Source organism: Glutamicibacter uratoxydans (genome assembly GCF_006539925.1).
Classification (GTDB): Bacteria; Actinomycetota; Actinomycetes; order Actinomycetales; family Micrococcaceae; genus Glutamicibacter; species Glutamicibacter uratoxydans.
This window is the reverse complement of the sequence record NZ_BJNY01000010.1, coordinates 48911-70727: the sequence shown is the minus strand read 5'-3', so window position 1 is coordinate 70727 and position 21817 is coordinate 48911. Positions and strand designations below refer to the sequence as shown.

The window sequence follows — 21817 nt, the reverse complement described above, 5'->3', positions numbered from 1 at the left end:
GTGAAATTTCCCTCCGTTTATAGTCGGACAGTATGTGTGTCCGGACATCTGTTACTGTTCATTGAATTGTTTCCTAGTCAATACAGCTGTCACTGGCAGTTCGCTCAAGTTCGTCGTAGTCTCAGGTCATCAGGGCACAGTGACTCTCGGGAGCTGACAGTGGAAATTCAAAAGTTTCAGGCCGATGTGATCGTCATTGGTGCAGGCCTCTCCGGGCTGGTGGCTGCCGCAGAGATGACTTCTGTCGGCTTGAAGGTAATTGTCGTCGATCAAGAAAACTCACAAAACTGGGGCGGCCAAGCGCACTGGTCCTTTGGGGGTCTATTCTTGGTCGATTCTCCCGAGCAGCGACACCTTGGCGTGCGGGACTCATTCGACCTTGCATGGTCTGATTGGCTTGGCAGCGCACAATTCAACCGCATGGATGATCAGGACTCATGGGCTTATCAGTGGGCCCAAAAATACGTCGAATTTGCTGCTGGTGAAAAACGTACGTGGATTGCGGATCACGGAATCGAACTGACCCCTGTCGTCGGTTGGGCTGAACGAGGCGACGGCCGTGCACAGGGCCACGGCAACTCTGTGCCAAGATTCCATATTTGTTGGGGTACTGGGACTGGGGTATCCGAGCCATTTGTCCGTCACGCAGTGCAGGCACAATTGGCAGGAAAGCTGCACTTTCTCAACCGTTGCAAGGTGACCAGCTTGCTTGTAGATGCAGGCCAAGTCATTGGATGTCGTGGTCAAGCCCTTGTCGCTGATGCTAGTCCACGTGGAGTGGCCTCGTCTCGTCGTGTTATCGGCGAGTTCGAGGTCAAAGCCGAGGCCACATTGATCACTACCGGAGGCATCGGCGGAAACCATGAACTTGTTCGAAAATTCTGGCCCGAACGACTTGGAAATCCGCCGAAGCGAATGCTTACTGGAGTCCCTGCCTATGTTGATGGCAGTGGTCTGGATATCGCCGAACGAGCTGGTGCTCGCCTAGTGAATCGCGACCGCATGTGGCATTACACAGAAGGTGTGCACAATTGGGATCCTATTTGGCCGGGACATGGGATCAGAATCCTTCCAGGCCCAAGTTCCCTGTGGATCGATGCCCAAGGCAAAAGGCTTCCAGCTCCAGGAATACCTGGCCACGACACCATCGGAACATTGAAAATACTGCGAACAGGTCCGAAAGCAAGCCAGTTTGATCACTCATGGTTCGTCTTGAACCAGAGAATCATCGAAAAAGAGTTTGCGCTCTCCGGGTCAGAACAAAACCCGGACATAACTGAACGCAATAAACAGGCAGTGATCAAGGACCGAATTTTCGGCAGCGGCGCACCAAAGCCCGTGTCTGATTTCTTGAAATACGGAGAGGACTTTCTCACCGCTGACACGCTCGAAGAACTCACGGAGAAAATGAACGCTTCAGCTCCTGAAGCATTCATTGATTCGAAAGAACTACGCGAACAGATCGAAGCTCGAGATCGTCAGGTGGCGAACCCATTTTCGAAGGACGCGCAGATCCAAAGCATTCGCAACGCCCGTCGGTATATCGGGGATCGACTGATGCGCGTCGTCTCACCGCGTCCGATACTTGACGGCAAGAGCGGCCCTCTAATTGCAGTCAAGCTGCATACCTTGACGAGAAAATCATTGGGAGGAATACAGACAGACCTATCGGGCCGCGCGCTGAAATCTGACGGTACTGCTTTGACAGGCCTCTACGCTGCGGGAGAGGCCAGCGGGTTCGGCGGCGGTGGAATGCATGGATACAACGCGCTAGAAGGAACGTTCCTTGGAGGGTGTTTATTCAGCGGACGAGAAACTGGCAGGGGCATCGTTAGGGATCTCGGAATCTGATGCAGGCTTGCGGAATCAGATAGTTTTGGACCTCTTGGACTATTGTCAGCTTCCGAAACTGTGTCTGTTCTTAAGTACAACCGTATGCATGTCGGTTTTGCGCTCGTTCCCCTTGAACATGAGGAAGACTGGCTAGTTAGATGGGCAGTAAATAGATTCCACTACGTCTTCAAATGCCACGTTAAGAGAGCGCGGCGATGTCCAACAACTGCAGCGCACCCAGGATTGGAAGCCGCGGACGGACCGGAACAAAGTGGCCAATGAGTTCGTCTTTCCGCGCAAGGCTGGTTAACCAATGGACTACCGCTCGGACGGGGCCTCGTGAAAGACGTTTTTGGAGGATTCTGGCGCTCCGGGCGGCCGGCATGCCGCGGCTACCATGGTCCTGCCGCTCGGCATCCAACCGCGCGTGGTCATGGAGATCCTTGCCTGCTCCCATGGCTCCATGCTTACCCGATACCAGCATGTCCTGGGTGAAATTCACGACTGAGTATCCAAGAAGCTCACCGCGCCCTGAGGCCCCGAACCGGAGCCGGAAGGCAGCATCTTCTCGCTGGCGGACCGGCTCGCGCAGCGGCCTCGCGGAGCCTCATAGAAATCAAAATTGTGGTGGTGTTGTGGTGGTAGGGCACTAATAACCCGATTTTGGTCGAAATAGAGAGAACCGGCGTTCACTTGTTTAACCAAGTGAACTCCGGTTTTCTTGTGTGTGCCCCCTGCGGGATTCGAACCCACGACCTAGAGATTAGAAGGCTCTTGCTCTATCCAGCTGAGCTAAGGAGGCATGACCGGAATTAGTTTAGCTCATGGACAGCTCAAATTACGATTCCACACGTTAGGGTTGGTATGACGGTTCTAGTTCCTCACGCTGATTTGGTGATCTTAAAGTGCAACGATGGAAAATCAATAACTTGGCGGCGGTTACTATTTTCAGCTTGTTGAGTTTTGCCTTGTCATGGATCGTCGCCATGCCACTATGGCTCGGTGGAGGACTGAACCATCCGCATTTTAGATGGATTGCTGTGGCAATGATGGCGACACCCAGTATTGCCGCTGTAGTGCTCGCAGGGCTTGAAGGACGAATCACAAGTTTTACGCGTGACGTCGGCCTATGGCCGCTTGCGCATCCCAGAAGGTTAATAGGGAGCGTTCTGCTGGCAATTGCCGTCTCAATTTTTCTGATTGTCCAGGCAGCCTACGTCGGGACGTGGCTCGGTGTATTTCCTGGCGACCTGGCGAACTTTACTATCTTGAACTTTTTGGCGGGGCCATCGGGGCCCGCAGAGTTCCTGGTTAATCAATTTGGGCTGATTCTATTGGGCGAACTGCTCAACCTACTTCCAGCTTTAGGCGAGGAAATTGGTTGGCGTGGCTGGCTATGGCCGAGATTGCAGCAATATGGGCAGCTAACGAAAATCCTGGTTTCCGGCGTGATCTGGGGCCTCTGGCATGCGCCGCTAATCCTGTTGGGCTACAACTATCCGCTGGCGAAAGGCGCTTGGGGCCCGCTGTTCATGTGCGGCATGTGCGTCGTCGTGGGAGCCTTCTTCGGATGGCTGCGCACCTTGTCTGGAAATGTTTGGCCCAGCGCCATTGCCCACGCGATCTTCAACGCCAGTGCAGGAATTATCTCCCTCTTCATGCTCATGGGCGCGGTGCTGGACACTCAAAAGGCATCAATCCTTGGCTGGTCGGGATGGATACTCCCAGGGCTCATTATTGGGCTTGTGCTGACGTTTACTGCCTGGCGCAGAAGCGCAACACGTGCGATTTCCACAACTGGTCAGCAGTCTTCTTGATTGTTAGCTTTGGTACCTCAGCCTTGAAATAGCCCTCGAAAGACTCGAGGTGAATTTCAAAGGAGATCCTTTCATGGCCGACATGATTACGATTCGTGGGGTAGTTGGCACCGACCCCCAGCTGACTATCACACCCAAGGGTGTTTCCGTTCTGAAGTTCCGCGTTGCCTCACACGAGAACCGTCGTGATCGCGATACCGGTGAATGGAACGAAGGACCCACCAACTGGTACTCGGCAACTGCATTCCGTGGACTTGCTGAAAACACCATGGAGTCCATCGTCCAAGGCGACCACGTGGTGCTGTTCGGAAAACTTCAAATTCGCCAGTTCGACCGTGAAGACGGGACGAGGGGAACAAGTGCCGATGTCGAGATCTACGCTCTCGGGCATGATTTGAAATATGGCATCTCGCAGTTCACCCGTACTAGGAGTGAGAACGTTTCTCCAGAGCGCTCGATTCATGGGACTGCCCAAAAAGCGCAGAAGAACTCGTGGGCTGGAGAAGAATCTGACGCGGCATAATTCGGCACTTTTGCTGGTGTCCGGACGATTCATGTGAATCCGGGCACCACACTGCCGATTTTCTAGCGGATGGATTGGGTTTTGGAGGCGTGAACCGACTAGCCTTAAGGGTATGGCGGAATTCATTTACACGATGACCAAGGCTCGCAAGGCCGTTGGTGACAAAGTCATCCTTGACGATGTCAGCATGTCGTTCTTCCCGGGCGCCAAAATTGGTGTCGTGGGCCCTAACGGTGCTGGTAAGTCAACGATTCTTAAGATTATGGCGGGTCTTGATACCCCGTCGAACGGTGAAGCACGACTCTCACCGGGCTACTCAGTAGGTATCCTGCTGCAGGAACCACCACTGAACGAAGAAAAGACGGTCCTAGGTAACGTCCAGGAAGGCGTCGGCGAGATCTACGAAAAGATCCAGCGCTTCAACGAAATTTCTGAAGAGATGGCACAGGAAGGTGCCGACTTCGATGCTCTGCTCGAAGAAATGGGCAAGCTTCAGGAAGCCATCGATGCCGCTGATGCATGGGACATCGATAATCAGCTCGAACAGGCTATGGATGCGCTGCGTTGCCCTCCGGGCGATGAGATGGTCACCCACCTCTCCGGTGGTGAGCGCCGTCGTGTAGCGCTATGTAAGCTGCTGCTGCAGAAGCCTGACCTTCTGCTGCTCGATGAGCCTACCAACCACCTCGACGCGGAATCAGTGTTGTGGCTTGAACAGCACCTGGCATCCTACCCGGGCGCAGTATTGGCCGTGACTCACGACCGTTACTTCCTCGACCACGTCGCTGAATGGATCTGTGAAGTTGACCGCGGTCGACTGCACCCATACGAAGGCAACTACTCCACCTACCTGGAGAAGAAGCGCGAACGTATGGAAGTTCAGGGCAAGAAGGACCAGAAGCTCGCAAAGCGTCTGGCTGAAGAACTCGAATGGGTCCGCTCCAATGCCAAGGGCCGCCAGACCAAGTCGAAGGCTCGTCTGGCACGCTATGAAGAAATGGCAGCTGAAGCCGAGCGCACTCGCAAGCTCGATTTCGAAGAGATTCAGATTCCGCCAGGCCCTCGCTTGGGCCAGGTAGTCATCGAGGCCAAGGACCTGAAGAAGGGCTTTGGCGATCGAGTTCTCATCGAGGGACTGTCGTTCTCGCTGCCGCGCAATGGCATCGTCGGTGTCATCGGTCCGAACGGCGTGGGCAAGTCCACCCTCTTCAAGACCATCGTTGGACTCGAAGAGCTTGATGAAGGCCAGCTGAAGGTCGGCGAAACCGTCAAGATTTCCTATGTCGACCAGAACCGCGAAAACATCGACCCCGCCAAGTCGCTGTGGGAGGTCGTCTCCGACGGCCTGGACTACATCAACGTCGGCCAGGTTGAAATGCCATCGCGCGCCTACGTTTCGGCTTTCGGCTTCAAGGGTCCAGATCAGCAGAAGAAGGCTGGTGTGCTCTCCGGTGGTGAGCGCAACCGCCTGAACCTTGCATTGACTTTGAAGCAGGGCGGCAACCTGTTGCTGCTCGATGAGCCTACTAACGACCTCGACGTTGAGACTCTCTCGTCCTTGGAAAACGCCCTGCTGGAGTTCCCAGGTTGTGCGGTAGTCGTTTCCCACGACCGCTGGTTCCTTGACCGAGTAGCCACCCACATCTTGGCTTATGAGGGTACCGAAGAGAATCCATCGAACTGGTACTGGTTCGAGGGCAACTTCGAGTCTTACGAAGCCAACAAGATTGAGCGTTTGGGCGCCGACGCAGCTAAGCCGCATCGCGTGACCCACCGCCGCTTGACCCGCGACTAACCTCGCTAACGTTTGAGGCCGCCACACTCGTGGCGGCCTCGGGCATTTAATGCGGCGAACTAGTTAGCCGCAGCAGTCTTGAGATGCTCTGACAGGTTCAGATATTGGCGGTTCTGGTAGACAAGATGCTGCTGGTGGTCCTGCACCAGCACATCGTGGACTTCTGCCGCAATGAGCCGCGAGCCGCCTATGCTGATGGACGAGTGCAGGCTAGCGCGCAGGGCTACCGGCGCCAACGGGAAATACGGCTCGCCAGTGGACAAGAACTCGAAGCCTTGGTCTGCGGTGAATCGGGGAGCGCCCGGCCTGGCGAAGTTGGTGGCAAGTTCGTGATGATCTTCGCCAAGCAAGTGAATCATGAACGTGTTCGCGGAAAGTACCGCGCCTGCCGCACCCGATTCCTTAGTGAGCGAGAAGGAAACTGCCACGGGGTCGATGGACAGCGAAGCTAGTGATGACACTGTCAGTCCATAAGGAATGTTGTCCACCGTAGCGGTAATGAGGGCAACTCCAGCAGGGTGATGCCGGAATGCGGCCTTGAAGTCATCAGACAAACTCGACATTTCACATCTTTCTAAAATTCTGCAGCACCGGTGCTGCGGCCCTTCGCATGTTGCCAAAGGGGTAACGACTACACCCAACACTAAGATCTCAAGTAGACCTGAGGTCAAGGAGTGACGTGGTGATGATAGACACAAGTTTCAATCAGGATGACAATTTGACGACTCTGGGCAGTGAATTGCTCAGCATCGGCATCGTCAGCGCCCGTACAGGCGTGGCTCATTCCGCGCTCCATTACTACGAACAGTTGGGCCTGATCGCCTCCCAGCGAACGTCCGGAAATCAGCGGCGCTATCCGAGGCACATGATTCGACGAATATCGCTCATCAGCGTAGGCAGCCGGCTGGGCATTCCATTGGCAGATATCAAGCGCGCGCTGGAGCCTGTTCCCATGGAATCGTTGCCATCGGAAGAGGACTGGCTGCGGGCCACCGCTGAGTGGAAGCGCGTCCTTGAAGCGCGGCGCCGAGCCATCGAGGAACTTGAAAACAGGCTGATGGGCTGCATCGGCTGCGGCTGCCTGTCGATGCAGGCCTGCAGCTTGATCAACCCGCACGATGCACTGGCAGAATCCGGAACTGGCGCACGCCGGCTAGAGGCGCTCGTTGAGGATGGTGCAGAACAGGGGCGCACCGAGAAGTAATCTCGAGGCGCCCCTGTCGGTGCACGATTGGATCAGCCGGCGAATTCCGGCAAACGCACCATGCCTTCCTGGGCGACGGTAGCTACCAGCTCTCCAGCGCGGTTGTAGAACTGGCCGGTGCCCAGGCCACGGGCCGAGGACGCCGAGGGCGAATGCAGCACATACAGCAGCCACTCATCTACCCGGCAGTCGCGGTGCCACCACATGGCATGGTCAAGGCTGGCGACGCTCAGGCCAGGTTCAACCCAGCTTTTACCGTGAGCCCTCAGCACTGGTTCAAGCAGCATGTAGTCGCTCGCATAGGCAAGCGCGGCGCGGTGAATCGCTGGATTGTCAGGCATCTTCGCTGTGGTGCGCAGCCATACCGCAGAATCGGGGGAAGCTTCGATCTTGCCCGGGAGGTAGATGGCCTCGGTGATATGGCGGATGTCGAACGGGCGCTGGTAAGCCCATTCCCGGGCAACAGGGTGGTCGATATGGCCAATCAGCTGCGCGGTTGTCGGAAGCGATTCTGGATCCGGCGCAGTGATCGGCGCTGGATCATGGTGCTCCAGGCCATCGGCGGGCTCCTGGAAGGACGCGATCATCGAAAGAATCGGCACTCCGCCCTGATAGGCGTGGACGCGACGCGCTGAGAACGAGCGCCCGTCGCGAAGCCGCTGAACACCGAATGTAATGCTTTGATGCGGGTCGCCGGGGCGCAAGAAGTAGCCGTGCAGGGAGTGCACCGCTCGTGAAGCCTCGACCGTACGGGTTGCCGCCATCACCGACTGAGCCAATACCTGACCGCCGAATACCCGGCCACGGCTGTGGGAGGGAGTGTCGCCGACGAAGATGTCTTCATCGGTGCGGGCCTGTCCTTCACCGCTGAGGTTGAGAATATCCAGCAACGTTTGAGTAGTGCCTAATTCTTCGGTCACGATGTTGACTCCTTGAGGTGCCCCGACTGGTCAGGGCGCGAACGATAATTACTCAAAAGTAACATGAAGGTCATAGAAACTGCGCCCATTGCTAAACTATACGATTTTTGTCGGTAGATGACGCCTTGAGCAAAAGATGACCTGCCCCAAGTCGGCGCGTGAGAACATGAATATATGGGAAGCAATGTACTAGTTTTTGACGACAGCAATTCCGTGAACGATCTGGCAAACTTCATCAGCCGAGCTAAAACGGTGGATGACGACGCAGCCTTGCTCACCGGGCGGGGAACTGCATTGGCAGTGTACGTTCCGGTGCTGGTGCCAGCCGAACTAGGACAGGGGCAGTACACGATCCTTGCAATGCGCGTTCACCGGCTTTCGGAAGCCGCCGACATCAACAAGTCGTACTCGCTTGCTTCCATACAAGACCGTCTGGCCCGGATGGGCGACAGCTCTTTGGAATTTTCCCTTCCACCTGCTGAAGAGAATCCACGGTGGGCGGGAATTTCCGTTCCCATGTCCGGATGGGCTGAAACCTCGACAGTATCCGACGATGTTCTCAAAAGCGCGGCGCAGAATGGGATCGACGAGGTAGCCCAATCGCTGCCAGCTAATCCTGGCCTGCCTGTCGTTTCGCAGATTCGACAGCACGTTTGGTCGGCACCGATCTTGGAGGCCGACGAAGAGATTCCAGCGGGTGCGGCATTCGCCATGCAGGCGCTGGGGTTCCTCACTGCTGGGGAACGCAGCAAGGTGTACCGCAGCGGCAACTGGACTCGCATCAGCAATGGCAAAGGCCATGTGCTGGTTCGGAAGTCGTCGATGCTCGGCTGACAACATGTCATAAAAAACCGTCCAGAATCTGTTCATCGAACTGATTCTGGACGGTTTTTCAGCGCCTACATGTCGTCAGGAGTGTTCTGCAGCGAGCGCGCTGCGCGGTCGAAATACTCGCGCAGGGTTTCAGCATGGAGCATCGGCAGATCCAGCTCGTCGATGGCCTTGTTCATGTGTCCAAGCCAGACATCTCGGTAGTGGGAGTTCACCGGGTAGTTCACATGGCGCATGCGAAGTCGTGGATGCCCGCGGTGCTCGGAAAACGTGGTTGGGCCGCCCCAGTACTGTTCGAGGAACAGCTGCAGCCTCACCTGCGCAGGATGCAGGTCTTCCTCCGGGTACATCCACCGGAACTCCTCATCCTGTGCAACGGATGCGTAGAAGTTCTTGGTCAGCTGCGCAAAAACTTCGCGTCCTCCCACTTCCTCATAGAAAGTGCCTGCGTAGTCAGCGACATCAATCGGCTGTTCGGCCAGCTCCAAAAACTCTTGGGTCGATTTTCCCATGACCAATGGATTGCTGAAAGGGTCTTTCCTGGCAGCCAGAGGCAGCTGTTCTGGTTCACTCATCGAGATATGTTCCTTTGAAGGCGGTTCTTAGGGGTGTGCGGGTTCGTGCAGCACGGGGAAGTTCACTGAACGGGCAATGAAGCAGACCTTGTTCGCCTGCTCATGGAGCGAATCAGCCAGCTCGCGCTGGGACTCGTCGGCTAATTCAACGCGGGGATGAAGCACAGCTTCGGTGAACTGCCCGCTGTTGTCGCTATTGAGCTTCATGGTGCCGATGGCATTGTCGCTGTATCCGGTCACGGCGACGGAATTGAGCACTGCAATGTGCAGGTAGGAAAGCATATGGCACTGGGACAGGGCTGCCAGCAGCAGCTGTTCAGGGTTCCATCGGTCTTTGTCCCCGTGGAAGGTCGGGTCTGCGGTCCCGGGAAGATCGGGCAACCCGGCGGCGCGGATGATGTGGTCCCGGCCGTAGCTTCGGTAGCTCGTGGTGCCCGAACCTCGGTTGCCGGTCCAGTGAACCGAGACTTCATAGCGGTGATTCGACAGGTCCATGCACCCATTCTCCCATTCTTTAAAGCACAGACGGTGTGTGGTGAGGCACGATTCCTTCACCACACACCGTCGTCGGCGCCACTAAGCTACTTGGCCGCGTCTGCCTTGCGCGCTGCCAGTGCACGGACGACATCCGCACGGCTCTCAACCAGCAGGCGGCGCATGGCCGGGTGCTTGTCGCCCAGGCTCTGCAAGAAGGCGTCGGTATCAGCCAGTGTCTGTTCCGAGACATTCGAGCTTGGGTAGAAGCCAAGAACGATCTGCTTGGCCATCTCATGGGAGAAGGATTCCCAGGCGTTGACCAGCAGTCCGAAGTATGCCTCGCTGAATCCATTGATCAGCGAATCGTCGTGGCTGTTGTTGAAGCCTGCGATCACTGCGCTCTGCTGGTCGTTGGACAGCGTCGCGGCGGTGGCGGCGTCGAAGGCCTCCTTCTTCGCTTCGGCAGTTGGGCGGGACGCCCGGGCGGTGTACCAAGAGGCCTTGCCCTTGGCGGTGTCATCTGCTGCAAGTACGGCATCCAGCTGCGCCTCGTCGAAGCGGCCGCCTGCGGACAGTGCGATGGCCAGGGCCCAGCGCAGGTCGGTGTCCACGCTCAGGCCTTCGAGGGCCACGCTGCCGTCGAACAATCCCTGGACAGTGTCCAGCTGTGCCGCGGTGCGCGAACGGTGGGCGAAGGCCTTGGCGAACTGCAGCTGCGCATCCGAGCCGGCCTGAGCCTGCTGGGCCAGTTCCCACAGCCGGTCTGCGGCTTCGATGCTCAGGGCCTGGCTGTTGTCCGCAGCCACGTAGAAGTCCAGCGAGGTGTTCAGCTGGCGCAGCAGCACCATGATGACCGAGGAGTCGACTTCGTGGCCGATGTTGTTCAGCAGCAGCTGCACGTAGGTGCTGGCAGGGGATTCCGCATCGCGTACTGCATCCCAGGCCGCCGACCACACCAGGGTGCGGGGCAGGGACTCGTCGAAGTCCTTCAAGTGCTCGGTCGCAGTAGCCAGCGACTGCTCGTCCAGGCGGATCTTGGTGTAGGTCAGATCGTCGTCGTTGAGCAGCACCAAGTCAGGGCGCTTGAGGCCTGCCAAAGCAGGCACTTCGGTCAATGCGCCCTGCACGTCGAGTTCTTCGCGGTGCACGCGCTCCAGCTTGCCATCCGCATTCAGCGAGTAGAAGCCCACAGCCAGACGGTGCTGGCGCAGCGTCGGGTAGTCTTCAACGGCAGTCTGCGCGATGGCGAACTTGGTGATGTTCTGCCCATCGTCGGTGGTGATCTGAGCGGTCAGGGTATTGACGCCTGCAGTTTCAAGCCAGGCCTCTCCCCAGTGGCTCAGGTCGCGGCCGCTGGCTGCTTCCAGTTCGCCCAACAGATCCGGAAGCTCGGTGTTGCCCCACGCGTGCTTCTTAAAGTACTCGCGCACGCCAGCCATGAACTGCTCCTGGCCCACGAACGCGACCAGCTGGCGCAGCACCGAAGCGCCCTTGGCATAGGTGATGCCGTCGAAGTTCACCTCCACGTCTTCCAAATCATTGATCGGCGCAACGATTGGATGGGTGGAGGGCAGCTGGTCCTGGCGGTAGGCCCAGTTCTTTTCCAGGGTGTTGAAGGTGGTCCAGGCGCTGGTGAATTCGGTGTTCTGGGCGGCGGCCAAGGTGGACATGAATTCAGCGAAGGACTCGTTGAGCCACAGGTCGTTCCACCACTTCATGGTGACCAGGTCGCCGAACCACATGTGGGCCAGCTCGTGGAGGATGGTGATGGCACGGCGTTCGACCATGGCGCCGGTTGGGCGGGAACGGAATACGTACTCTTCCAGGAAGGTCACTGCTCCCGCGTTCTCCATGGCGCCGGCATTGAACTCGGGCACGAAGAGCTGGTCGTATTTCTCGAATGGGTAGGGAGCGCCGAAGTTCTTTTCGTAGAATTCAAAGCCCTGGCGGGTGATGGTGACGATGTTCTCGACGTCCAGGAATTCCATCATCGAGGCGCGGGCAAAGACGCCCAGCTCGATGGTGCGTCCGCTGGAGGAGACCAGCGAGTCGCGGGCCACCTGGTAGGGCCCTGCAATCAGTGCGGTGATGTAGCAGGAGATGCGCTGGGTCGGAGCGAAGTTCCAGGTTGCGTTGTCGCCGGATTCCGCAGGCTGCGGGGTTGGAGCATTGGACACGACGTTCCAGTACTTCGGTGCGGTGACGGAGAACTGGAAGGTCGCCTTCAGGTCCGGCTGCTCGAATACTGCGAACATGCGGCGGGAATCGGCAACCTCGAACTGGGTGTAGAGGTACACTTCCTGGTCGACAGGGTCAACGAAGCGGTGCAGGCCTTCGCCGGTGTTCATATACAGCGCATCGGCATCGATCACCAGAACGTTCTGCGCGGCCAGGTTGGGCAGCTGAATGCGGATGCCGTCGGAAACTTCTGCAGGATCCAGCTCGACGCCATTGAGCGTCACTGAGCGGACCTTGTCGGTCACCGCGTCGATGAAGGTCGACGCGCCCTCAACGCCGGTGAAGCGCACGGTGGTCTGTGAGGTGAAAATGCGATCACCCTGGGTCAGATCCAGGGTGACTTCGTAGCTGTCAACGTTGATCAGTTGCGCGCGTTCAGCGGCCTCTGCACGCGTGAGATTCATTCCTGGCATTGGTTCTCCAATTCCTGATGCGGGTTGCTCGTCACCCAAAGTTCTGAAATAGATATTGAATATCTAAGTCCATTCTGTCACCTGCCACCGGTGCCGGCGCAAGTCATTTGGCAAAGTTCTTCAATGCTGAACACGCGTAGGCCAAGGGCATTGGGTCCGTGGGCGGCCGCTGGTGCCTGCGCGGTAACAGAACTAGTGGTTGCACCCCAGTTTTATCTCAGAAGCATCTGCATCGCTAAGCTAGATATTGGTACTACTTGATCCAACCCCAATGAATGAGGCCATCAACTATGCGCGTGCATATTGCCACCGACCACGCAGGTCTGGAACTGAGCGACTACCTAGTCAAGCACCTGACTGCCAAGGGCTTCGAAATGGTCAACCACGGACCAAAGTCCTATGACCCGGAAGACGACTACCCGGCGTTCTGCATCAATGCGGCCAAGGCAGTCGTTGCCGACCAGCGTGCTGGCGTGGACGCACTGGGCATTGTCTTGGGAGGCTCGGGCAACGGCGAACAGATCGCCGCCAACAAGGTAGAGGGGATCCGGGCAGCTTTGGCATGGAACCTGGATACCGCCAAGCTGGCCCGTGAACACAACAACGCCAACGTGATCGCCGTAGGCGGCCGCCAGCACAGCGTCGAGGAAGCAGCGGAGCTGATCGAGGCGTTCTTGGCTGAACCGTTCAGCGAAGCTGAACGCCACGTACGCCGCATCGGCAAAATCGCAGCCTATGAAACTACCGGCGAGGTCATCGACTAACCGTGCCTGAAGGTCATTCACTTCACCGACTTGCCCGCCAATTTGACGACGTCTTTGGCGGGCAAGTCGTATCTGTCAGCTCGCCGCAAGGCCGTTTTGAAACTGATGCCGAACGTATCGACGGCATGGTGCTGGAACAGGCATTTGCCAAAGGCAAGCAGCTATTCTGCCAGTTCTCGAACGATCTCTATCTGCGAGTTCACCTTGGCCTGTACGGGGCCTTCACATTTGGAGGCGACAGCCATTTCCGCGGGGCGTCTTCCATTGGCGCGCCGCGCAAGGTGGGGGAGCGGGAAACTTCGGGATCCGAGGAGCCCGGAGAATACGCGGGGCCTCCTGCTCCGGTAGGCGCCGTACGCGCTCGAATAGTTTCTGACCATGGGTGGGCAGATCTGCGAGGACCCACAGCCTGCGAAGTGCTTTCACCCGAGCAGGCGCAGCTTCAGTTGGGCAAGCTCGGTCCTGATCCGCTTGTCGGTTCAGCAGTGCGCTTTCGCGCTGCTAAGGGCAAGGATCTCGATCTTAACCCTGAGGCCGAGCGTGAATCGTCCTACAAAGAATTTCGTGCGAACCTGCTGAAAACTAAGACGCCCATCGGGATCGCGCTGATGAACCAGCAGATTATTAGCGGTGTGGGCAATATCTACAGGGCGGAGGCACTGTTTAGAAACCGTATTTCGCCACAGCTTCCATCCAATGAAGTCAGCAGCCGAACCGCCAAGATGCTGTGGCTGGATATTGTCAGCATCATGGAAGACGGTGTTCGCGACGGGAGGATCATTACAACACGGGTGGAAGACCGTGATCCCGACGGATTGCTCTGGCCGGATAATGCCTATTACGTATACCAGCGGCAGGGAATGGGCTGCCGAAAATGCAATGGAAAGATTTCCCTTGCCGAAGCCGCGGCCCGCAAGCTCTATTGGTGCCCAAAGTGCCAGAAAGCTCCCCGGAAAAGAGGCTAGGTCAGTGGCTTTAATGTTGATTCATTGAAAATTTGAACATTTCCCCTCCGCGCTTCGGCGTGTTCTTTTCGCCGCGGTGATTACTAGTGATATTAGAGCGTGATCCCAAGTCGGAGGGGAGATTGCCGATTTGCAATGCATCGGATTCATGGTCTAGACTAGAACTTGTTCGAAGCGCAGGTGCTTCGAAATGGGGATGTAGCTTAATGGTAAAGCCTTAGTCTTCCAAACTAATGACGCGGGTTCGATTCCCGTCATCCCCTCCAAATTAAGAGGCCGTGTAATTCACGGCCTCTGTTGTTTTAACTTCTTGGCGATGCGTGTAGGGGTCGGCGTGGCTGGCTGCGGGCTGGGGGCGCGAGACCAAACTCCAGACCGGGCTTCCGGGCTACTTGCGGAATCCGAATGATAGGCAGTGACATCGTCCAGACTGCCCGGCGTTGACTGTCAGTTCTTCTGCAGCCCGTGCGCCGAAACGCCGGGCGACTCAACGACGCCGCCAGTACGCGAACCGGAGGCACCCAAAGCGCCAGGAAGCAATGCTATCCAGGGGACTTAGCGGCTGAAAGAAATCTAGAACGAGGTGTAATCCACCTCACGAAAATGTATTTTTTGAATGTTTCCAGCAACTTACCGCCAAAATTCCGCGGAATCTCGGGGTTTTCCCTCGTCGGTCACGGGAAGTTGCCGATTTTGCATTCGCTGGGAAACCGTGTAAATTTATTTCTTGTGATCAGCGCGGGAAACAAAAAACCGCAACGATCAAATAACGGTAAGTTCAGGTGAGAAGCAGTTTTCATCTAACTCCACCGGGGTGTAGCTCAGCTTGGCTAGAGCGCGCGCTTTGGGAGCGTGAGGTCGCAGGTTCGAATCCTGTCACCCCGACTCATGAGATGAAAATTTACATTTTCAATTCATGAAAATGAGAGCTAAATATTATTTAGATCTTGTGATCACCGGTTACTTATAAAGTGACTGGTAAGTATCACAGACGATTAGTGGATACAGGATAACTCGGGTTAGACTGTTCACTGCTAATCGGGGTGTAGCTCAGCTTGGCTAGAGCGCGCGCTTTGGGAGCGTGAGGTCGCAGGTTCGAATCCTGTCACCCCGACTCTGTCGAACAACCCCGCAACGCCACCATGTTGCGGGGTTTTTTGCAGATTAGACCTAATTATTACAACTCAGGAGTACAACGCTGTGAAGAGCGCCGTTGAAAACGTCAACCCGACCCGGGTTAAGCTGACCGTTGAAGTTCCTTACGAGGAACTGAAGCCCCGCGTCGATGAGGCGTACAAGACCATCGCTCAGCAGATTCAGATCCCAGGCTTCCGCAAGGGCAAGGTTCCTGCACGTCTGATCGATCAGCGTGTTGGCCGCGGCTACGTCATCGAGACCGCTGTTAACGAAGGCCTGAACGATTTCTACCAGCAGGCAATGGTTGAGAACGAACTCACCCCACTGTCCCGCCCAGAGGTTGACATCACCGAACTGCCTTCGATCGAGAAGGAAGGCGAAGGCCAGCTGGCTTTCACCCTGGAAGTTGACATCCGCCCAACCGTTGAACTGCCTGACTACAAGGGCATCGAGGTTTCGGTAGAGGCCAAGGAAGTTGCTGACGAGGACATCGAGAAGGCTCTCGACGACCTGCGCGGCCGTTTCGGCACCCTGAAGGAAGTTGAAGCTCCAGCAGCTGCAGATTCCTTCGTTACCATCGACCTGACCGCATCGGTTGAGGGCGAAGAGGTTGACTCCGCACAGGGCCTGTCCTACCAGATCGGTTCCGGCAACATGCTTGAGGGCATGGACGAAGCCATCACCGGCCTGTCCGCTGGCGAAGACGCAACCTTCGAAACCGAGCTGGCTGGCGGCGAGCACGCCGGCAAGCCTGCCACCGTCAAGGTTGTAGTTACCGCTGTCAAGCAGCGCGAACTGCCAGAGGCCAACGATGACTTCGCTCAGCTGGCTTCCGAATTCGACACCATCGCTGAACTGCGCGAAGACTTGGCTAAGTCCGCAGCAGAAGGCAAGGTTGTTGAGCAGGGCGTCGAGGCACGCGAACTCGTTCTGGACAAGCTGGTAGAGCTTGTTGAGGTTCCAGTTCCTGCATCGGTTATCGACGAGCAGCTGGAGCAGCACTTCAACGCTCCAAACGCCGAAGAGGGCCACGACACCGAAGAGCACCGTGCAGAGGTTCGCGAGAACACCGAGCGTGCCTTCAAGAACGAAATCATCCTCGACGCTGTTGCCAACGCTGAAGAAGTTGGAGTTGAGCAGTCCGAGCTGATCGACTACATCGTTCAGACCGCAGGCCAGTACGGCATGGAGCCAAACCAGTTCGCACAGATGCTGGACGGCGCCGGCCAGGTTCCAATGCTGCTGGGCGAAGTTCGCCGCCGCAAGGCTCTGGCAAAGGTCCTCGAGTACGCAACCGTCACCGACTCCAACGGTGCAGCTGTCGACCTGAGCTCTTTCGTCAAGCCAGCTGGTGAAGAAGAAGCCGCTGAGGTTGAGGCCGAAGAGGCAACCGAAGCTAAGTAGTCTTCACTCAAAACTTGAATGGCCGTCGGCCAGCTTGTGAACAAGAACAAGCTAGCCGACGGCCATTTTTGTTCGCTTCAGGCGTGCTGCATGCGCCGTGAGCGAAACAGGGGCATGAAACGCCCCATGAACGACTTGAAGTAAGTAATCTGCAAGTAACCAGTTGCAGCTTTGGGGTTCAAATTATGAATCCCAGAATCTGATCTACACGTTTGGAAGAGGTAGAGAACATGTCAAATGATTCGCGCACTCCCACCATGGCTACCGTCGATGCGGCAAGCCGTGAGGATTACATCTACAACCGCCTGCTCAAGGAGCGCATCATCTGGCTGGGCTCTGAGGTCCGCGATGACAATGCGAATGCCATCTGTTCCCAGCTGTTGCTGCTTTCAGCCGAGGATCCTGAGAAGGACATCTTCCTGTACATCAACTCGCCAGGTGGCTCCATCACCGCTGGCATGGCCATCTACGACACCATGAACTTCATCCCGAACGACGTGGTTACCGTGGCAACCGGCCTGGCAGCTTCCATGGGCCAGTTCCTGCTGTCTTCCGGCACCCCGGGCAAGCGATTCGCCACCCCGAACGCCCGCATCTTGATGCACCAGCCTTCCGGCGGCATTGGCGGCACCGCTTCGGATATCAAGATCCAGGCCGAGCTGATCATGCACATGAAGAAGGTCATGAGCGAGCTGACCGCAGAGCAGACCGGCCAGAGCGTTGAACAGATCCTGATCGACAACCAGCGCGATAAGTGGTTCACCGCAGAAGAAGGCCTGAAGTACGGCTTCTTCGACCAGATTGCCAAGCATGCCGGCTCAGTGACCGGCGGCGGCGGAGTCGAAAGCTAATCGACCGCCTACTATCCGGCTTGAACTTCACAGATTTGTCCTAGGAGAAAACCATGTACTTCAATACTGAAGCAACCAGCGGCCAGATGCCTTCGGCCCGCTACATCCTGCCGCAGTTCGAAGAGCGTACCCCGTACGGCTTCAAGCGCCAAGACCCATACGCCAAGCTGTTCGAAGACCGCATCATCTTCCTCGGCGCCCAGGTCGACGACGCATCGGCTGACGACGTCATGGCCCAGCTGCTGGTGCTTGAGTCGATGGACCCAGAGCGAGATGTCACCCTTTACATCAACTCGCCAGGCGGGTCGTTCACCGCGATGACCGCGATCTACGACACCATCCAGTTCATCCGCCCAGAGGTGCAGACCGTGTGCCTCGGCCAGGCTGCTTCCGCTGCAGCGGTCCTGCTTGCAGCCGGCACCCCGGGCAAGCGCTTGGCACTGCCAAACGCCCGTGTGCTGATTCACCAGCCTGCCATGGGCGGCGGCGAACGCGGTACCGCGACCGACCTGCAGATCCAGGCCGAAGAAGTCATGCGCATGCGCGGTTGGCTGGAGCAGACCCTGGCTTCCCACTCGGGCCAGAGCGTGGAGAAGGTCCGCGACGATGTCGAACGAGATCTGTTCATGACGGCAGACGAAGCGAAGGCCTACGGCATTGTTGACGAGGTATTGACCCCTCGCAAGCTCAACCGTGCACAGCTGGGACACTAGTCCGGCCGGGAATAAGAACTAGCGCATGGCGGTTTACCCAAGGGGAAGCTTTGACGTGAAAACGTTTTCCCAAGGGTAAGCCGCCATGTTCGGCTATTTTGTGGACTGCCTAGCCTAGAATTGATGTAGTCCACAGCTACTGAAGTAAACGGGAGATTGGTGCGATGGGACGTATGAGCGAAGGCTCGGACCTGTTGAAGTGTTCTTTCTGCGGGAAGAGCCAAAAGCAGGTAAAGAAGCTGATTGCCGGCCACGGCGTCTACATCTGCACCGAGTGCATTGAACTCTGTAATGAGATCATCGCTGAGGAGTTCGCTGAAGAACAAGTCAGCGAGGACTTTGTCCTGCCTAAACCTCGTGAGATCTTTGATTCTCTGCAGGAATATGTCATTGGCCAGGAAAACGCGAAGCGCGCTCTGTCGGTAGCGGTCTACAACCACTACAAGCGCATTCGCGGCAACCAGGAGCATGCTCCTGTCGCGGCACTGACCAATGAAGACCCATTGGGCGAGGTTGAAGTTTCCAAGTCCAACATCATGCTCATTGGCCCCACCGGCTGCGGCAAGACGTATCTGGCCCAGTCGCTAGCTAAGAAGCTCAACGTTCCATTTGCAGTAGCAGATGCCACCAGCCTGACCGAGGCCGGCTATGTTGGCGAAGACGTCGAGAATATTCTGCTCAAGTTGATTCAGGCGGCCGACTACGACGTCAAAAAGGCCGAAACCGGAATCATCTACATCGATGAAATCGACAAGATTTCGCGCAAGAGCGAGAATCCTTCGATCACCCGCGATGTTTCAGGCGAAGGCGTACAGCAGGCACTGCTGAAGATTCTTGAAGGCACGGTCGCCGCTGTTCCTCCGCAGGGAGGACGCAAGCATCCACATCAAGACTTCCTCCAGCTGGACACCACCAATATTCTCTTTATCGTTGCAGGTGCTTTTGCCGGACTGGAAGAAATCATTTCTTCGCGTGCCGGACGCAAGGGCATCGGCTTTGGGGCTCCGCTGACAGCGTTGAAGTCGGAGACTGCCTCCTACTCGGACGTGCGCCCCGAAGACCTGCTGAAGTTCGGGTTGATCCCTGAATTCATCGGCCGCCTGCCGGTTATCACCACTGTTGAGCACCTCGACAGCGACGCGCTGATCCGAGTACTGACGGAACCTAAGAACGCCCTGGTCAAGCAGTACCAGAAGATGTTCCAAATGGACGGGGTGCAGCTGAGCTTCGAGCCTGCAGCGCTTCAAGCCATCTCGGAACTGGCGATCGAGCGAGAAACCGGTGCCCGTGGCCTGCGCGCCATCCTGGAAGAAACTCTGGGCGGAATCATGTTCGAGCTGCCGAGCCGTGAAGACATTGCGGAAGTGGTTGTTACCCGAGAAACCGTGATGGACGGCGAGGATCCCACCTTGCTGACTCATGCACTGGCCGCGAAGCGCAATAGAAAGTCTGCCTGATCATTTATTTGTGTCGCTGACGATGCACGCCGGCGATGATTATTTACGAAAGTTGGTAATTTATGGCCGAGCGTCGGCATGTTGACTTCTGGTTCGATCCCATCTGTCCCTTTGCTTGGGCAACAAGCCGCTGGATCAAGGAAGTCCAGAAGGTCCGCGACATTGACGTCGAATGGCACGTTATGAGCTTGTCGGTACTCAACGAGGGCCGCGACCTTCCAGTGGACTACCGCGAGAAGATGGATTCTTCTTGGGGCCCGGTGCGGGTCATCATCAAGGCTGCACAGGAACACGGCAGCGAAGTCATCGACGCGCTATACACGGCCATGGGGGAGCTCTTCCACTACGAGAAGATCAGCGACCGCGACGAAGTTATCGCCAAGGCACTGGAAAAGACCGGCCTGCCGGCGGAGCTGGCCGAAGCCGCGCACACCGACGCCAACGACGAAGCACTGCATGCCAGCCACGAGGTAGGCATCTCGAAGGTCGGCCAGGATGTCGGGACGCCAATCGTAGCCGTTGACGGCGTTGCCTTCTTCGGCCCAGTGATTACCCGCATTCCACGTGGTGAAGACGCAGGCAAGATGTTCGACGCTGCAGCGACCCTGGCATCCTTCCCCTACTTCTTCGAACTCAAGCGTTCGCGTACAGAGAGCCCGACCTTCGAGTAATCCGTAACGCTTTCGAGGACGTTTCCGTTGTGGAAACGTCCTCATTTCTTTAACGGGAATTCTCACATTCAGCAGTGGAATTTTAGCCGGTAGTCGCCAGTTTCCTTTGTTATGGTCAATCCATAACAGTTTTCCTGCATGGCAGGTTGGAAGGAATCCGTTGGCCTCACCATTTTCACGCTTTCGCTCTATCGCTGCAATTCTCTGCTTGACCATCGGCATTGTGCTGGCACCCTTGTCCATTACCGGGCTGTGGGCGACTAAAAACCTGACCGATACGAATGGGTTCACGGCGTTGATGAAACCATTAGCCAGCAATCAGGGCTTGCAAGATGACGTAGCGAATATGATCACGGGTTCAATTTCGGAGAGCCTTCAGATCGAGAAAGCTATCGAATCTATTCCCGGCAGTTCGTGGCTGCCAGATGCTCTTTCTCCGCAGCACCTAGCAGAAAAGTCAGACGAGCTGATCAACCGAGGAGTTTCGAACGTCATTCGTTCGGAACAGTTTGCTTCACTCTGGGAAGAGTCTGTGCGGACGAGCCACGCGAAAACTATCTCAGTACTCAGCGACCAAAGCAGAAGTGTGAGACTTGAGGACGGTGGCGTTCTCAGTTTCCAACTCGGCTCGATTCTGGACGAGATCTCAACGCCACTCACGCAGCTCGGAATTCCAGGCATCGTCAATATGCTGAACATAGATCCACACTGGGATCTAAGGATCATTCAAAGTGACGCATTGCCGGCTGTGCAGACCTTATATAACGTGACCACCACTTTCGGGCCATGGATGATTTATGTGTCCGCGGCATTGATCGCTGCTGGCATATTGCTGGAATCGAAATTCCTTACCAGTGCGTTGATGGTCCTTGGCATAGGGCTTGGGTTGAGCGCACTGATCATGAATACGTTCCTATTCGATTATTCGCGTGGCGTACTATTTGCAGGTTTGCGTCACGAAGTCGCGGAGTCGGTGTACTACCAGCTGGTAGGAAGTCTAGTCGGGGTGTTGACAACCACAGCAGTGATTTCGTTGATACTAGGTTTAGCCTCTTGGCCGATTTCACAGATGCTGAGGAAGCGACAAGCCATGAATCGAGAATTCGTCGTCGAGAGTCCTGTTCGAAGTAATCACTGAGATGAGATCGCCAGCCTTCACTGTGTTGAGGCTGGCGATTTTGTGACTGGCGATTCAACGTGCTCGGGCAACTCGTCATGGAGTAACGGAA

Annotated in this window: 20 protein-coding genes and 4 tRNA genes; 17 read left to right on the top strand and 7 right to left on the bottom strand. The window is 56.5% G+C overall.

Annotated features, from left to right (window positions below; translation table 11 throughout):
* The first annotated feature begins 159 nt into the window (after positions 1–159).
* Positions 160–1851 (top strand): FAD-binding dehydrogenase, encoded by a 1692-nt coding sequence (locus AUR04nite_RS09770; protein WP_281285120.1) that lies wholly within the window; start codon positions 160–162, stop codon positions 1849–1851.
* Between the two features lie 181 nt (positions 1852–2032).
* On the opposite strand, the gene AUR04nite_RS09765 is transcribed toward AUR04nite_RS09770, so the two are convergent.
* Complete coding sequence (locus AUR04nite_RS09765; protein WP_141364443.1) at positions 2033–2335, bottom strand: hypothetical protein; 303 nt, start codon at positions 2333–2335, stop codon at positions 2033–2035.
* A 226-nt stretch (positions 2336–2561) separates the two neighbouring features.
* Positions 2562–2635, bottom strand: a tRNA-Arg gene (locus AUR04nite_RS09760).
* Between the two features lie 103 nt (positions 2636–2738).
* Between AUR04nite_RS09760 and AUR04nite_RS09755 the strand changes: the two genes are divergently transcribed.
* The 3 genes from AUR04nite_RS09755 (at position 2739) to ettA (ending at position 5968) form a co-directional block, all read left to right on the top strand.
* Positions 2739–3650: a CPBP family intramembrane glutamic endopeptidase gene (locus tag AUR04nite_RS09755; RefSeq protein ID WP_218024672.1), complete on the top strand. Its 912-nt coding sequence runs from the start codon at positions 2739–2741 to the stop codon at positions 3648–3650.
* 73 nt (positions 3651–3723) lie between these two features.
* Positions 3724–4173 (top strand): single-stranded DNA-binding protein, encoded by a 450-nt coding sequence (locus AUR04nite_RS09750; protein WP_141364441.1) that lies wholly within the window; start codon positions 3724–3726, stop codon positions 4171–4173.
* 112 nt (positions 4174–4285) lie between these two features.
* The gene (ettA, locus tag AUR04nite_RS09745; RefSeq protein ID WP_141364439.1) at positions 4286–5968 is read left to right on the top strand and encodes an energy-dependent translational throttle protein EttA; all 1683 of its coding nucleotides are present in this window, start codon (positions 4286–4288) and stop codon (positions 5966–5968) included.
* A gap of 59 nt (positions 5969–6027) precedes the next feature.
* On the opposite strand, the gene AUR04nite_RS09740 is transcribed toward ettA, so the two are convergent.
* Positions 6028–6531 (bottom strand): flavin reductase family protein, encoded by a 504-nt coding sequence (locus AUR04nite_RS09740; RefSeq protein WP_141364436.1) that lies wholly within the window; start codon positions 6529–6531, stop codon positions 6028–6030.
* Positions 6532–6653: 122 nt separating this feature from the next.
* On the opposite strand from AUR04nite_RS09740, the gene soxR reads away from it, so the two are divergent.
* A complete protein-coding gene (soxR, locus tag AUR04nite_RS09735; RefSeq protein ID WP_141364434.1) occupies positions 6654–7172 on the top strand; it encodes a redox-sensitive transcriptional activator SoxR in 519 nt (172 codons plus the stop codon).
* Between the two features lie 32 nt (positions 7173–7204).
* Here the strand turns inward: soxR and AUR04nite_RS09730 are convergent, their stop codons facing one another.
* Positions 7205–8092, bottom strand: coding sequence for an acyl-CoA thioesterase (locus tag AUR04nite_RS09730; protein WP_141364432.1), 888 nt, complete (start codon positions 8090–8092; stop codon positions 7205–7207).
* 174 nt (positions 8093–8266) lie between these two features.
* Between AUR04nite_RS09730 and AUR04nite_RS09725 the strand changes: the two genes are divergently transcribed.
* The gene (locus AUR04nite_RS09725) at positions 8267–8926 is read left to right on the top strand and encodes a hypothetical protein (protein WP_141364429.1); all 660 of its coding nucleotides are present in this window, start codon (positions 8267–8269) and stop codon (positions 8924–8926) included.
* A gap of 65 nt (positions 8927–8991) precedes the next feature.
* On the opposite strand, the gene AUR04nite_RS09720 is transcribed toward AUR04nite_RS09725, so the two are convergent.
* From AUR04nite_RS09720 to pepN, 3 genes are all read right to left on the bottom strand, one after another.
* A complete protein-coding gene (locus AUR04nite_RS09720; protein WP_141364427.1) occupies positions 8992–9498 on the bottom strand; it encodes a globin in 507 nt (168 codons plus the stop codon).
* Positions 9499–9525: 27 nt separating this feature from the next.
* A complete protein-coding gene (locus AUR04nite_RS09715) occupies positions 9526–9993 on the bottom strand; it encodes an OsmC family protein (protein ID WP_141364425.1) in 468 nt (155 codons plus the stop codon).
* 86 nt (positions 9994–10079) lie between these two features.
* Positions 10080–12626, bottom strand: a complete 2547-nt coding sequence (gene pepN, locus AUR04nite_RS09710) for an aminopeptidase N (RefSeq protein WP_141364423.1) — start codon at positions 12624–12626, stop codon at positions 10080–10082.
* A gap of 290 nt (positions 12627–12916) precedes the next feature.
* Here pepN and AUR04nite_RS09705 point away from each other — a divergent pair, with 290 nt between their 5' ends.
* The 11 genes from AUR04nite_RS09705 to AUR04nite_RS09655 all read left to right on the top strand — a co-directional run bounded on the left by AUR04nite_RS09705 (position 12917) and on the right by AUR04nite_RS09655 (position 21726).
* On the top strand, positions 12917–13390 hold the full coding sequence (locus tag AUR04nite_RS09705; protein ID WP_141364421.1) for a ribose-5-phosphate isomerase: 474 nt from the start codon (positions 12917–12919) through the stop codon (positions 13388–13390).
* A gap of 2 nt (positions 13391–13392) precedes the next feature.
* Positions 13393–14355: an Fpg/Nei family DNA glycosylase gene (locus AUR04nite_RS09700; protein WP_141364419.1), complete on the top strand. Its 963-nt coding sequence runs from the start codon at positions 13393–13395 to the stop codon at positions 14353–14355.
* A gap of 192 nt (positions 14356–14547) precedes the next feature.
* A tRNA-Gly gene (locus AUR04nite_RS09695) sits at positions 14548–14621 on the top strand.
* A 544-nt stretch (positions 14622–15165) separates the two neighbouring features.
* Positions 15166–15240: transfer RNA gene (locus AUR04nite_RS09690), tRNA-Pro, on the top strand.
* Positions 15241–15394: 154 nt separating this feature from the next.
* Positions 15395–15469 (top strand) — tRNA-Pro (locus AUR04nite_RS09685).
* An 86-nt stretch (positions 15470–15555) separates the two neighbouring features.
* Positions 15556–16896: a trigger factor gene (tig, locus tag AUR04nite_RS09680; protein WP_141364417.1), complete on the top strand. Its 1341-nt coding sequence runs from the start codon at positions 15556–15558 to the stop codon at positions 16894–16896.
* Between the two features lie 257 nt (positions 16897–17153).
* Entirely contained in the window at positions 17154–17747 is a 594-nt protein-coding gene (locus AUR04nite_RS09675) for an ATP-dependent Clp protease proteolytic subunit (RefSeq protein WP_141364633.1), read from the top strand.
* 53 nt (positions 17748–17800) lie between these two features.
* Complete coding sequence (locus AUR04nite_RS09670; protein ID WP_141364415.1) at positions 17801–18460, top strand: ATP-dependent Clp protease proteolytic subunit; 660 nt, start codon at positions 17801–17803, stop codon at positions 18458–18460.
* A 164-nt stretch (positions 18461–18624) separates the two neighbouring features.
* Positions 18625–19917 carry an ATP-dependent Clp protease ATP-binding subunit ClpX gene (gene clpX, locus AUR04nite_RS09665; RefSeq protein ID WP_141364413.1) on the top strand — a complete coding sequence of 431 codons (1293 nt, stop codon included), beginning with the start codon at positions 18625–18627 and terminating at the stop codon, positions 19915–19917.
* 62 nt (positions 19918–19979) lie between these two features.
* Entirely contained in the window at positions 19980–20588 is a 609-nt protein-coding gene (locus AUR04nite_RS09660; protein ID WP_141364411.1) for a DsbA family oxidoreductase, read from the top strand.
* 160 nt (positions 20589–20748) lie between these two features.
* Positions 20749–21726 (top strand): hypothetical protein, encoded by a 978-nt coding sequence (locus AUR04nite_RS09655; RefSeq protein WP_141364409.1) that lies wholly within the window; start codon positions 20749–20751, stop codon positions 21724–21726.
* Positions 21727–21817: the final 91 nt, after the last annotated feature.

Coding starts and splice junctions, on each gene's coding strand:
- AUR04nite_RS09670 (WP_141364415.1), top strand. CDS start 17,801: ATGTACTTCAATACTGAAGCAACCAGCGGCCAGATGCCTTCGGCCCGC.
- AUR04nite_RS09750 (WP_141364441.1), top strand. CDS start 3,724: ATGGCCGACATGATTACGATTCGTGGGGTAGTTGGCACCGACCCCCAG.
- ettA (WP_141364439.1), top strand. CDS start 4,286: ATGGCGGAATTCATTTACACGATGACCAAGGCTCGCAAGGCCGTTGGT.
- AUR04nite_RS09705 (WP_141364421.1), top strand. CDS start 12,917: ATGCGCGTGCATATTGCCACCGACCACGCAGGTCTGGAACTGAGCGAC.
- AUR04nite_RS09740 (WP_141364436.1), bottom strand. CDS start 6,531: ATGTCGAGTTTGTCTGATGACTTCAAGGCCGCATTCCGGCATCACCCT.
- AUR04nite_RS09660 (WP_141364411.1), top strand. CDS start 19,980: ATGGCCGAGCGTCGGCATGTTGACTTCTGGTTCGATCCCATCTGTCCC.
- clpX (WP_141364413.1), top strand. CDS start 18,625: ATGGGACGTATGAGCGAAGGCTCGGACCTGTTGAAGTGTTCTTTCTGC.
- AUR04nite_RS09720 (WP_141364427.1), bottom strand. CDS start 9,498: ATGAGTGAACCAGAACAGCTGCCTCTGGCTGCCAGGAAAGACCCTTTC.
- AUR04nite_RS09725 (WP_141364429.1), top strand. CDS start 8,267: ATGGGAAGCAATGTACTAGTTTTTGACGACAGCAATTCCGTGAACGAT.
- AUR04nite_RS09675 (WP_141364633.1), top strand. CDS start 17,154: ATGGCTACCGTCGATGCGGCAAGCCGTGAGGATTACATCTACAACCGC.
- soxR (WP_141364434.1), top strand. CDS start 6,654: ATGATAGACACAAGTTTCAATCAGGATGACAATTTGACGACTCTGGGC.
- pepN (WP_141364423.1), bottom strand. CDS start 12,626: ATGCCAGGAATGAATCTCACGCGTGCAGAGGCCGCTGAACGCGCGCAA.
- AUR04nite_RS09715 (WP_141364425.1), bottom strand. CDS start 9,993: ATGGACCTGTCGAATCACCGCTATGAAGTCTCGGTTCACTGGACCGGC.